Consider the following 12689-nt stretch of genomic DNA (forward strand, 5'->3'; position numbering starts at 1 on the left):
TAGAGTGCTACAGGAGCACCCTATTTATATTATTTAACGTCATAGCCTTGATCGTCGATTGTTTCTTTAATTTGGTCTAGAGATACTTGTGTTTCATCAAACGCTACATCTACTAAACCATCAGCTAAGTTTACTTTTACTTGTTCAACACCAACTAAAGCTCCAACACTTTTTTCCACTGAGTTTACACAATGTCCACATGACATTCCTTGTACGTTTAAAGTTACGTTTTGCATAAAATATCTCTCCTTTTAATTTAGATACTGTATAGGGGTATATATTTATTAAAAAAATTTTATTTCTTCATTAATTTTTGGATAGTCACTACTAATTCGTCTAACACTGCTTCATCACCTTCTGATAGGCGATCTACTACACATCCCTTTAAATGACCTTCTAATAATATCTTTGCTACACTATTTAAAGCAGACTGTGTGGCAGACAGTTGCGTAATAATATCATCGCAGTAAACGTCTTTGTCAATCATCCCTTTAATGCCTCGGATTTGACCTTCGATTCGATTTAAACGAGTCGTTAAATCTTTTTTTACGCGTTCAGGATGATGGCTTTTTCGACACGACATACCTTCCTCCGTATGACAAACATCCTCTTTCACTATATCCTCCATACAATACACCTCCTACTCACACTCATCATACTATACCCACGAAGGGTATGCAAAGTGTAAAAAGAACTAAATATTTTTATTAATGGTGATGATGATTCGACTGCTCAGTTTTTATTGTACATAAAATTGATTGATCATGCTTATGCGCTACTGTTTCCAATTGAATCGTTACATGCTTTATGCCCTTATGCTCAAGATTATGTTCAATTTCCCGTAATATATGCTCACCATCCGCAATTTTTAGCTGATCATCGACAACCGCATGACAAGAAAGTGCATTTGTTCCACTTGTTATTGTCCAAATGTGTAAATCATGAATGCTATGAACGCCATTTGTTTGTACAATAGTTTGTACGATCTCTTCAACGTCAACGTTTGAAGGTGTGCCTTCCATGAGAACATGGACAGCAGCCTTCGTTACATAGTAGCCGCTTCTTAATACTAATGCTGCAACAATAACACTCGCAAGTGGATCAGCCCAGCCCCAACCAAAAAACATTATTAACAATGCGGCAACGATGGCCCCTACAGATCCAAGCATATCACTTAATACGTGTAAAAAAGCTCCACGCATATTTAAATTATCTTTTGTATCACTGCCACGCATCATAATCCAAGCCACTAAAATATTTATCAAAAGACCGATTGTACTAATAACTAGCATGCCTGTAGTTGCTACTTCTGGTGGATTGGCAAAGCGTTCTATTGCCTCATAGAAAATGAATAAAGCAATCAAAATTAAAGTCACACCATTTAATACCGCTGCTAAAATTTCAAATCGTTTATAACCGTATGTTTTACTATAGCTCGCAGACTTTTCTCCAAATATAAAAGCAAGTAAGGCTATTGCTAGTGAAATCGAGTCACTTAACATATGTCCTGCATCGGATAAAAGAGCCAAACTATTTGTTAAATAGCCACCAATCGCTTCAACAACCATATAACTCGTAATAATAATAAACGATAAGATTAACACCTTTTTATTTGCGCCATGTGTATGGTCATGGCTGTGATCATGACTATGTCCCATTTCTTATCCCTCCATTAGTTCTAGCTATGTGCAGCATGCTCAATAGCTTGCATTAACAAATTCATAATGTGATCATCATCTTTTGAATAATATAAGGTTGTGCCTTCCCTTCTATATTTCACTAACCGTAAATTTTTCAAAAAACGTAACTGATGTGAAACTGTTGATTGACCTAAATCTAAAATTTCAGCGATGTCGTTGACTGAATGCTCATCCGTACATAATAAATTCAAAATGCGAATTCTTGTCGGATCACTTAAAGCTTTAAATGTTTGAGACACGACGAATAGTGTCTCTTCGTCTAAATGTTGTTCATTGTTATTATGAACCTCTGTATTTCGTAATTTTTCATCCATTTAGTTTACCCCTAACTTATATATTTATATATGAGCATGTGTTCATATATAAATATAGATGGTTGTTTTCGATATGTCAACGTTTTAACTTCTTAAATAATCCAGAGGCACTGATATCGAGACATATTTGATAGTAGCAATTGTCAATTAAGCAAGATACACTAAATGATAAGGAGAGATCATAGTGGATATTTTTGAAACAGACCGATTGTTTATGAACAGTGCACTGGAAGAAGCTAAAAAAGCAGCTTTACTTGGAGAAGTGCCGATAGGAGCTGTGCTTGTCTACGATGGAGAGATTATTGCACGGGCTCATAATTTACGAGAAACAACACAAAACGCAACGACGCACGCTGAACTAATGGTTATTCAAGAGGCTTGTAAAAAAATAGGTAGCTGGCGTCTTGAAAAAACAACACTTTATGTGACGCTTGAACCTTGCCCTATGTGTGCAGGTGCCATTTTACAATCTCGTGTGCCACGAGTTGTATATGGTGCAAGAGATATAAAAGCGGGCTGTGTAGATTCCCTCTATCGTTTATTAAACGATGCACGCTTTAACCATGAATGTGAAGTAACAGAAGGGATTTTAGCTGAGGAATGCGGACAAATCTTAACCGATTTTTTCCGAGCTTTACGTGAACGAAAAAAAGCTGAGAAAAAAGCGCGACAAGCTTTAATTGTTGAAAACGGAGAATTTTAACAAAAAATTCACCCTATTTCTTAAAAGAAAAACTACTGTTGAGATTAAATTTCCAACAGTAGTTTTTTCATTTTTTGACTCCGTTTATTTTGGAGCAATTACTTTTTTACCGCCCATATATGGAACTAATACTTCAGGAATCACTACGCTTCCATCGGCTTGTTGATAATTTTCTAAGATTGCTGCTACTGTACGGCCGATTGCAAGACCTGAACCATTTAATGTGTGTACATACTCTGGTTTTGCATTTGGCTCACGACGGAAGCGAATATTTGCTCGACGCGCTTGGAAATCTTCAAAGTTAGAGCAAGAAGAGATTTCACGGTACATATTTTGGGCTGGAATCCAAACTTCTAAATCGTACTTTTTCGCTGCAGTAAAGCCTAAATCAGCTGTACACATTTTTAGTTTACGGTATGGTAACCCTAATAATTGTAGTACTTTTTCTGCATGACCTGTTAATAGTTCTAGCTGTTCATAAGATTCTTCTGGTTTTACAAAGCGTACTAATTCTACTTTGTTGAATTGATGTTGGCGAATTAAACCACGTGTATCGCGGCCCGCAGATCCTGCCTCTGAACGGAAGCAAGCACTATATGCTGCAAAGCCTTGTGGTAATGCTTCAACAGGTAAAATCTCATCACGGTAGAAGTTTGTTACAGGTACTTCTGCTGTTGGAATCATGAAATAATCTGTGTCAACCAATTTAAAGACATCTTCTTCAAATTTAGGTAGTTGTCCTGTACCTGTTAAGCTATCACGATTAACAATTACAGGTGGTAGCATTTCTTCATAGCCATGCTCTTCTGCATGTAAGTCCATCATAAATGTCATTAATGCACGTTCTAAACGAGCGCCAAGACCACGATAGAATAAGAAACGACTACCAGTCACTTTTGCACCACGTTCAAAGTCAACAATTTGTAGGTCCGTAGCGATATCCCAGTGTGCTTTAATGTCAAAATCAAATGTTGGTACCTCACCCCAAGTATATTCCTCTACATTATCATCCTCGGTTGTGCCGACTGGTACAGATTCATGTGGAACGTTTGGTAAACGCATCATCATATCTTTAAAGCGTTCTTCTACATCATTTAATTGAACATCTAGCTCTTTAATTTCATCGCCAACCTGACGCATACGTGCAATAACTTCATCCGCATTTTCTTTATTACGCTTCATAATAGAAATTTGCTCAGATACTTTATTGCGCTCAGCTTTAAGCTCTTCTGTTTTTGCAATTAATTCACGACGCTTTGCATCTAATTGTTCAAAATCGTCTAAGTTTCCTAAATCCTCATTACGTGTTAATAGCATTTCTTTAATTCCCGCGAAATTGTCGCGCACGCGTTTAATATCTAACATCGTCATACCTCCAGTAGATTCTTAATGATGGGAAAATAGTTAGTAAAAACACAAAAAAGCCCTCATCCCCAGAAAGGGACGAGAGCTACCCGCGTTGCCACCCTAATTGACTAGACACTTTGTACTTTGTCTAATCCACTTATTTCATAACGGCATTTCAGCCGGCGACAGCCTACTTCATTCACTTCGACTGCGCAACTCCAGGACGGATTCACAAGTGCTTTTATCAGCTTCCACCACCCGCTGACTCTCTAAAAAAAACGTGCTTGCTACTACTTCCCATCATCGTGTTCAGTTATTTAAATTTTATCCATACTGTACTATATGAAATGATATTTTGCAAGTTATACCATAGAAGATACAAAATATTCAAGAATACGTGTATCTGACGTTAATTCAGGATGGAAGGAACAGCCTAGAAAATGATCGTCTTTTGCTAACACGATTTTCCCGTCATGCTCTGCTAATACTTTAACACCTTCACCTACGGAAACAATATGTGGAGCACGTATAAAAACAGCCGGAATGGCAGCACCTATTTCAGGTATGTCGAGCTTCACTTCAAAGCTATCCACTTGGCGTCCATAGGAATTTCGTGCCACTGCAACATCCATTACAGCTAAATGTGACTCATAATTCACTAATTCCTTTGCTAATAAAATCAATCCTGCACATGTTCCAAACATCGGTAAACCTTGCTTTGCTAGTGTGCGAATTGGCTCTAATAGCTCATATCGATTCAGCAATTTCCGCATCGTTGTGCTTTCTCCACCAGGTAAGACAAGTCCATCAAGCTTCTCTAAATCACTTCTTTGTTTTACTAAGACAGCTTCGCATCCGAGAGACTCTAACATTTGCACATGCTCTCGCACCGCTCCCTGTAATGCTAAAACACCAATTCGCTTCATCTTACCAGCCTCGCTCTTGCATACGCTCATTTTGACTAAGCTGTGCAATATCGATGCCTTTCATCGGAACACCTAGCTCTTTTGAAATCTCAGCAATTAGCTTGTAGTCCTTATAATGTGTAGTGGCTTCAACAATTGCACGAGCAAATTTCTCTGGGTTTTCTGATTTGAAAATACCAGAACCGACAAATACACCGTCAGCTCCAAGCTCCATCATTAATGCTGCATCCGCTGGCGTAGCAACTCCACCTGCTGCAAAATTCACGACTGGTAAACGACCAAGACCCTTAATTTCTCTTAATAATTCAAAAGGAGCTCCTAGCAATTTAGCCTCTGTCATTAATTCGTCCTCTGTCATACCAACTACTTTACGTACTTGCGCATTCACTTTACGAATATGGCGAACAGCTTCTACAATATTACCAGTCCCTGGTTCCCCTTTAGTTCGTAGCATGGAAGCCCCTTCGCCAATGCGTCGTGCTGCTTCTCCTAAATCACGACACCCACAAACAAAAGGCACTGTATAATCACTTTTTAATAAATGGAACTCCTCATCTGCTGGAGTTAATACTTCACTTTCATCAATATAATCAACACCCATTGCTTCTAACACTCTTGCTTCTACAATATGTCCAATACGTGCTTTAGCCATTACAGGAATGGATACAGCCCCCATGACTTCCTCAATAATACGAGGATCCGCCATACGCGCTACACCACCCGCCTTACGAATGTCTGATGGTACTCGTTCTAATGCCATGACAGCTACAGCTCCTGCTGCTTCCGCAATTTTCGCCTGCTCTGCATTAATAACATCCATAATGACGCCACCCTTTTGCATTTCTGCCATTCCGCGCTTCACTAATTCTGTACCTGTTTGTCTCATGATTTCTAACCTCCACCTTTATGATGAAATTTAGTATAATGGAAATTGACCATATAAAAATATCCAGTTTATAAAATAACCATAAGGTCAGGAGGATTAATGCACATGGACATGCTATTATTTCAACTAGAAAAAAATGGTGAAAAACCGCTCTATGACCAGCTTTATAGCGGCATTAAAGAAGCTATTATTTCAAAGAAAATTGCAGTAGGAGAAAAATTACCATCAAAAAGAAAATTAGCCGATTTTTTGAATATTTCTCAAACAACTATTGAAATTGCATATGCACAGCTACTTGCAGAAGGCTATATTATGTCTAAATCTCGCGTCGGTTATTTTGTAGAGGAAATTGACGAGCTTCCATACATTCAGCAGGACACAATAGCGTCTATACACGAACAAGCTAAGAAAAAATCGTACAAGATAGATTTTAATCTTGGTTCTATCGATATTGATGCTTTCCCATTTCAAACATGGCGGAAATATGCGAAAGAGCTCTTTGATGATGCCTCAAAGGAATTATTATTAACAGGTGAGCCTCAGGGAGAACTACCTTTACGAACGGAGATTGCTAATTATTTATTTCAATCACGCGGGGTTGTTTGTAGTCCCGAGCAAATTGTCATCGGCTCAGGAACAGAACAGCTTCTACCAATGATATTGCGCCTCTTTGGTGACGATACTTGCTTTGCACTTGAAAACCCAGGATATCCAGCTGTGCATCGTATGTTTTCCCAGCATAAACGAAAAGTCTATCCAATTGCGGTCGATGATGAAGGAATTGTCATTCATGAGCTCGAAAAAACTAGTGCTGACGTTGTCTATATCACGCCATCACACCAATTCCCTACTGGGGCAGTATTATCTGCTACAAGACGTGCACAGGCTTTAAATTGGGCCGCACAAAGCTCCTCTCGATACATAATTGAAGATGATTATGATTCCGAATTTCGTTATACTGGAAAACCAATTCCTGCACTTCATGCATTAGATCGAAATGATAAAGTCATTTATATGAGTACATTTACAAAATCATTAATGCCGTCCTTGCGTGTTGCTTATTTTGTACTACCACCAAAATTACTTGCTACTTATAATGATGTGTTTAATTACTATTCATCAACGGTACCCCGTTTTGATCAACATATCGTAGCTAATTTTATGCGTGATGGCCATTTTGCAAAGCATTTAAATCGAATGAGGAAGGTTTATCGAAAAAAACATGAAAAACTTACTTCTATTTTAGAAAACTATTCTAATCAAATTAATATTACTGGTGAGCAAGCAGGAATGCATATTTTACTCGATGTACAGCATACTTTGTCCGAAAAGCAATTACAGCAGCTTGCCTCCAATGCGGAAATCAAAATCTATCCACTATCTGATTATCGCCTGGATCACTCCGCACCCCCACAAGCTCAATTTTTACTAGGTTTTGGAGGCATACCTGTACATGAAATTGAACTTTCAATTGAAAAGTTAATGAACTGTTGGGACATACAGAAAAAACACCTATCAACCCCACGTTAAAAGGTTGTTAGGTGTTTTCTTTATATTATGATTCAATTAGTTGAATATTATATAGTTTAAACCATGTATGAATTTGACCAAGATAAGCTAAAAGCTGTGGACCTGCCATTAATTGTCCATACCAAGGAACTTTGAAAGAACTGCCACCAGATTCAATTAACCCTATTAGCTTCTGTCGCTCAAATAATTCATGAAGAATTGAATTTTTATCCTCCATTATTTCTCTTAGCCATTTTTGAACACCTGCTGTATAAACAGGGTGATACGTTTTAGGGTACGGATTCTTTTTTCGATATAAAACTTCTTCAGGCAATAAATGTTGCATTGCCTTACGAAGCAAACCCTTTTCTATACCGCCTAAATTTTTCATTTCCCAAGGAATATTCCACGCATATTCCACAAGTCGATGATCTGCAAATGGAACACGAACTTCAAGACTCGCCCCCATGCTCATACGGTCTTTTCGTTCCAGCAATGTTTGCATAAACCATACCATATTCAAATAAAACATTTCACGTTGCCTTACTTCCTCAATACTCTCTCCATCAAGATATGGTACTTCAGCAATTGTTTCCGAATATGCTTGTTGTGCAAATGATTCAACTGTTAATTTCTTACGCCACCGCTCTTGTAACATTGTTGATCTTTCAGACAATGAACGAATCCAAGGAAAACCTGTTGTCGTTTCTGTAAACCATGGATAGCCGCCGAAAATTTCATCTGCACATTCACCCGAGAGTGCAACGGTAAAGTCCTTTTTTATTTCTCGACAAAACCATAATAACGATGAATCTACATCTGCCATCCCCGGTGAATCTCTAACAACGACAGATTCTACTAACCAATCGATTACTTGCTGCTGAGAAATTTCCTCAGCATGATGTGTTGTACTAAAGGTATCTGTCATTTTTTGAATCCAATACGTGTCTGTTGATGTTTGAAAAGCATGTGGATTAAAGAAGCGTTCATTATCCTCATAGTCTATAGAATACGTATGGAGCATACCTTTATTTTGTTCACGAAACCTGTTTGCTGCAATTCCAGTAATAATGCTGGAATCTAATCCGCCTGAAAGAAATGTACAAATCGGTACGTCTGAAACAAGTTGTCGTTCAATAGCATCCGTTAGCAAAAAACGGACATGATCGATCGTCTCCTCTAATGACTCTTCATGTCGTTTACTTTGTAACTGCCAATACTGCCAAACTCGTATACCCTCTCTAGAGAAACGCATTGCATATCCTGGACGTAGCTCATTAATATTGTGAAAAAGTGACTTTCCGGGCATTCTAGACGGCCCTACAGCCATAATATTTGCTAGCCCTTCCGTATTAACAGTTGCTTTAATCAATGGATGAGCTAATAATGCTTTCACCTCGGATGCAAAAAGCAAGCCGTCTTGTTGTTCAGTGTAAAACAAAGGTTTTACACCTAGTCGATCTCGGCATAAAAAAAGAGATTGTGATTGTTCATCCCATATACCAAAGGCGAAAATTCCATTTAAAAAATCAACGCACTGCTCTTTCCATTCAATATAAGCAGTTAATAATACTTCCGTATCTGAATGTGTTGTAAAAACATGCCCTCGATTTTGAAGCTCTTTCCTTATTTCTTCTGTATTATAAAGCTCGCCATTATATGTAATGACATAGTTTGCACCATCATGTACTTTTTTCATCGGTTGCTTCCCACCGATTAAATCGATGACAGCTAGCCGACGATGGCCAAATGCAATATGCTCACTACACCAAATATTTTCATCATCAGGCCCTCGTTTATTTAACGTTTGCGTCATTAACTTTAGAATTTCATTACTTGTTCTTAAATCCTTTTGAAAACTAGACCATCCTGTAATGCCACACATTTAGCCACATCCTTTCGCCTAATAGCGTATGCACTAGAGCGAAAAAACGTGAAAAAGAACACGAGATGTTTGAAAACATCTACGTGTTCTTTAAGTTAATTATTAAAATAGGCCACCGACAAAGTCAGTAATGCTGCTCCATAAGTTTCCGAAGAAGCTACCAATACCTTGGAAGAATAAAGAGATACCGCCAGCACGCTCCACAGCCTCTGTTGTGACAACATCGGCTTTCAGGTCCTTACCGTCAATAAAACCGTAATCTGTGCCCTCTGAGCGCTCAATAACTACCTTCCCAACAACTGTATCCTTCTTAACCTCTGCTTCAAGACTCTTTTTATCTAATACTAGTTTAGGTTTATATAAATCTTTCTCAGATGACTTGACCATAAATGAAACTGGTTCTTTAACAGCAATCGCTACATTCTTTTCTTTACCTTTTGTAACTTTTACTGTTTCTTGATCTTTAAACTTATAGTTCGCAGGAATAATTTCTTGTTTCGAGAATTGTGAGAAACCATAGTTAAACAATTTAGCTGTTTCATCGAAGCGCGCTTTTTTTGGATCCTCTCCTACAGCCTTCATAACTACAGAAATTAAACGTGTACCATTGCGTTCTGCTGTACCTGTAAAGCAATGACCCGCAAAGTCTGTTGTACCTGTTTTTAATCCGTCAACACCTTGATATTGGTATATTAAACCAGGTAGCATAAAGTTCCAGTTAGCCATTTTAATTGCATCTTCTGTACCTTCACGGAACGTCTTTTTTGCAATTTTAGATGTTTTTAATACGTCTGGATGATCTTTTAGTAAATGATATGCTAATTTAGCTACAGATTTAGCCGGCATTACGTTTTCATCATTTGGCCCAGTACCAGCTGGCTGCATACCAAATAAATCTGCATTGTTAAGACCAGTAGAGTTCACGAATTTATAGCCTGTAAGACCAAGCTCTTCTGCTTTTTTATTCATTAGCTTTACAAACTCAGTTTCAGTACCCGCAATTGTTTCTGCTATAGCTACTGTAGCAGCATTTGCAGAGTAAATTGCCATTGCCTCATATAATTCTTTAATTTTGTAAGTTCCATCTCTACGCAATGGTACATTACTTAATGCACGGTTTTGAGACATTTTATACGTATATTCAGTTACGTGATATTCTTGATCCCATTTAACTGTACCTGCATTAATTGCATCCAATAACAAATATTCAGTCATCATTTTTGTCATACTTGCAATACCTAGTGAAGTATCTGCATTTTGTTCATATAAAATTTTTCCTGAATCTGCATCAATTAAAATTGCAGCATCCACGTGTAGTCCTAAATCTGTTTCTGCATTTGCCTTCGCTGGAATACCTGCTAAAACACTAAATAACAAAACAGGAATTAGGAGTAAGCGTATAACAGTGTTCATTGTCTTTTTCACCTTTAAAGCCCTCCAAAAAATATTCTTGTCCTCGACATTTTATCATATATAGTAATGTCCGTGCGCACTCTCTATCATAAAAAAATGCTCTCGTGTCATCTTTGTAGACGATTCGAGAGCATAAAAGTTGCTAGTAATATATTACATCGAATAGTTTGGTGATTCTTTTGTGATTTGTACATCATGTGGATGTGATTCACGTAGACCTGCACCTGTCATTCGAACAAACTGAGCATTTTCACGTAAGAACTCAAGGTTAGCTGAACCGCAATAGCCCATACCTGCACGAATACCACCGATCAGTTGATAAATAGTATCCGCTAGAGGTCCTTTGTAAGGAAGACGACCTTCAATACCTTCAGGTACTAATTTTTTCGCATCCTCTTGGAAATAACGATCCTTTGAGCCTTTTTCCATAGCTCCAATTGAACCCATACCACGGTATACCTTGAAGCGACGACCTTGGAAGATTTCAGTTTCACCAGGAGATTCAGAAGTACCTGCAAGAAGTGAACCAAGCATTACAACATTACCACCCGCTGCAAGAGCTTTTACGATGTCACCAGAATACTTAATGCCTCCATCAGCAATAATTGTTTTACCAAGTTCACGTGCTACTGTTGCACAATCGTAAACAGCTGTAATTTGTGGTACACCTACACCAGCTACTACACGAGTAGTACAAATAGATCCTGGTCCAATACCAACTTTCACTACATCTGCACCAGCCTCAAATAATGCGCGTGCACCTTCAGCTGTTGCCACGTTACCAGCGATAATTTCAAGCTCTGGATAAGATTCACGGATAGAGCGAATTGTTTGTAATACACCCTCAGAATGACCATGAGCTGTGTCAATTACTACGATGTCTACTTGTGCTTCAACAAGCTTTTCAATACGTATCATCGTATCTTTTGAAACACCAACTGCTGCCCCTACTAATAAACGACCATGTATGTCTTTTGCAGCGTTAGGGAACTCAATTACCTTTTCGATATCTTTAATTGTAATTAATCCAGTTAATTTACCTTCTTCATCTACAATTGGTAGCTTTTCGATTTTATATTGTTGAAGAATCTTTTCAGCATCCTCAAGAGTCGTTCCAACAGGAGCTGTAATTAAATCTTCTTTTGTCATAACATCTTCAATTTTTAAAGAATAGTCAGAAATAAAACGCAAGTCGCGGTTTGTAATGATTCCTACTAGCTTTTGGTTTTCCATACTATCAACGATTGGTACACCAGAAATTCGGTATTTACCCATTAAATGCTCAGCATCGAAAACTTGGTGAGTCGGAGTTAAGAAAAATGGGTTTGTGATAACACCATTTTCAGAACGTTTTACTTTTTCTACTTGCTCAGCTTGCTCATCGAGCGACATGTTCTTATGGATAATACCGATACCACCTTGACGTGCCATAGCAATTGCCATTTTAGATTCTGTAACTGTATCCATGCCTGCGCTGATCATTGGAATATTTAATTTAATCTTCGGTGTTAGTTGAACTGATAAATCAACATCTTTCGGTAATACTTCTGAATGAGCTGGTACTAATAATACATCATCAAAAGTTAAACCTTCTTTGGCAAATTTAGTTTCCCACATTTTCGTAACGTCCTCCTATAGTTAAAAGAATATTAATTGTAAGATTAACAACGTGCTAAGCTACTGTCAAGAAACTTATAAAAGAAAGACAATTCAGATTTTTCCAAGTGGCATTAATGATAGCCTTTTCTCCCTTTTTTACACGGAAGAAAATATAGACTTTTTAATTTTATCTACATTTATTATATAAATAGCAGTTACGCTCTTCTTATTTTAAGCAAGTTTTGTGGAATTATTGATAAATTATTAAGGTTTTTCAAAAAAAAAAAACAGCCAGCACACAGCTGACTGTCTTTGCCTAGCGACGTCCTACTCTCACAGGGGGAAGCCCCCAACTACCATCGGCGCTAAAGAGCTTAACTTCCGTGTTCGGTATGGGAACGGGTGTG

Annotated in this window: 12 protein-coding genes, 1 rRNA gene and 1 other annotated feature; of the genes, 2 read left to right on the forward strand and 11 right to left on the reverse strand. The window is 37.9% G+C overall.

Annotated elements, in window-relative coordinates; all coding sequences use genetic code 11:
* Positions 1 to 29: 29 nt before the first annotated feature.
* The 4 genes from copZ to ACQKMI_RS25165 form a co-directional block, all read right to left on the reverse strand.
* Positions 30 to 236, reverse strand: a complete 207-nt coding sequence (gene copZ, locus ACQKMI_RS25150) for a copper chaperone CopZ (protein WP_427493304.1) — start codon at positions 234 to 236, stop codon at positions 30 to 32.
* 59 nt (positions 237 to 295) lie between these two features.
* Positions 296 to 628 carry a metal-sensitive transcriptional regulator gene (locus ACQKMI_RS25155; protein WP_427493306.1) on the reverse strand — a complete coding sequence of 111 codons (333 nt, stop codon included), beginning with the start codon at positions 626 to 628 and terminating at the stop codon, positions 296 to 298.
* Between the two features lie 79 nt (positions 629 to 707).
* Entirely contained in the window at positions 708 to 1658 is a 951-nt protein-coding gene (locus ACQKMI_RS25160; protein ID WP_427493308.1) for a cation diffusion facilitator family transporter, read from the reverse strand.
* Positions 1659 to 1678: 20 nt separating this feature from the next.
* Positions 1679 to 2014 carry an ArsR/SmtB family transcription factor gene (locus ACQKMI_RS25165; RefSeq protein ID WP_427493310.1) on the reverse strand — a complete coding sequence of 112 codons (336 nt, stop codon included), beginning with the start codon at positions 2012 to 2014 and terminating at the stop codon, positions 1679 to 1681.
* A 184-nt stretch (positions 2015 to 2198) separates the two neighbouring features.
* Here ACQKMI_RS25165 and tadA point away from each other — a divergent pair, with 184 nt between their 5' ends.
* Positions 2199 to 2717, forward strand: coding sequence for a tRNA adenosine(34) deaminase TadA (gene tadA / locus ACQKMI_RS25170; RefSeq protein ID WP_427493312.1), 519 nt, complete (start codon positions 2199 to 2201; stop codon positions 2715 to 2717).
* An 84-nt stretch (positions 2718 to 2801) separates the two neighbouring features.
* On the opposite strand, the gene serS is transcribed toward tadA, so the two are convergent.
* From serS to pdxS, 3 genes are all read right to left on the reverse strand, one after another.
* Positions 2802 to 4082, reverse strand: coding sequence for a serine--tRNA ligase (serS, locus tag ACQKMI_RS25175; RefSeq protein WP_427493313.1), 1281 nt, complete (start codon positions 4080 to 4082; stop codon positions 2802 to 2804).
* A gap of 71 nt (positions 4083 to 4153) precedes the next feature.
* Positions 4154 to 4377 (reverse strand) — a binding site (T-box leader).
* A 49-nt stretch (positions 4378 to 4426) separates the two neighbouring features.
* Positions 4427 to 4990 carry a pyridoxal 5'-phosphate synthase glutaminase subunit PdxT gene (gene pdxT, locus ACQKMI_RS25180; RefSeq protein WP_427493315.1) on the reverse strand — a complete coding sequence of 188 codons (564 nt, stop codon included), beginning with the start codon at positions 4988 to 4990 and terminating at the stop codon, positions 4427 to 4429.
* A 1-nt stretch (position 4991) separates the two neighbouring features.
* Positions 4992 to 5876, reverse strand: coding sequence for a pyridoxal 5'-phosphate synthase lyase subunit PdxS (pdxS, locus tag ACQKMI_RS25185; RefSeq protein WP_427493317.1), 885 nt, complete (start codon positions 5874 to 5876; stop codon positions 4992 to 4994).
* 105 nt (positions 5877 to 5981) lie between these two features.
* Here pdxS and ACQKMI_RS25190 point away from each other — a divergent pair, with 105 nt between their 5' ends.
* Positions 5982 to 7406: a PLP-dependent aminotransferase family protein gene (locus tag ACQKMI_RS25190; RefSeq protein ID WP_427493319.1), complete on the forward strand. Its 1425-nt coding sequence runs from the start codon at positions 5982 to 5984 to the stop codon at positions 7404 to 7406.
* A gap of 25 nt (positions 7407 to 7431) precedes the next feature.
* On the opposite strand, the gene asnB is transcribed toward ACQKMI_RS25190, so the two are convergent.
* The 4 genes from asnB to rrf all read right to left on the reverse strand — a co-directional run.
* Positions 7432 to 9270 (reverse strand): asparagine synthase (glutamine-hydrolyzing), encoded by a 1839-nt coding sequence (asnB, locus tag ACQKMI_RS25195; protein WP_427493321.1) that lies wholly within the window; start codon positions 9268 to 9270, stop codon positions 7432 to 7434.
* Between the two features lie 102 nt (positions 9271 to 9372).
* A complete protein-coding gene (locus ACQKMI_RS25200) occupies positions 9373 to 10695 on the reverse strand; it encodes a D-alanyl-D-alanine carboxypeptidase family protein (RefSeq protein WP_427493323.1) in 1323 nt (440 codons plus the stop codon).
* A 141-nt stretch (positions 10696 to 10836) separates the two neighbouring features.
* Positions 10837 to 12300 carry an IMP dehydrogenase gene (guaB, locus tag ACQKMI_RS25205; protein WP_197143168.1) on the reverse strand — a complete coding sequence of 488 codons (1464 nt, stop codon included), beginning with the start codon at positions 12298 to 12300 and terminating at the stop codon, positions 10837 to 10839.
* A gap of 296 nt (positions 12301 to 12596) precedes the next feature.
* Positions 12597 to 12689 (reverse strand): 5S ribosomal RNA (gene rrf, locus ACQKMI_RS25210); the annotation flags it as partial.

Origin of the sequence: Lysinibacillus sp. NPDC097214, assembly GCF_050277945.1 — a bacterium.
In the GTDB taxonomy this organism is placed as follows: Bacteria; Bacillota; Bacilli; order Bacillales_A; family Planococcaceae; genus Lysinibacillus; species Lysinibacillus xylanilyticus_B.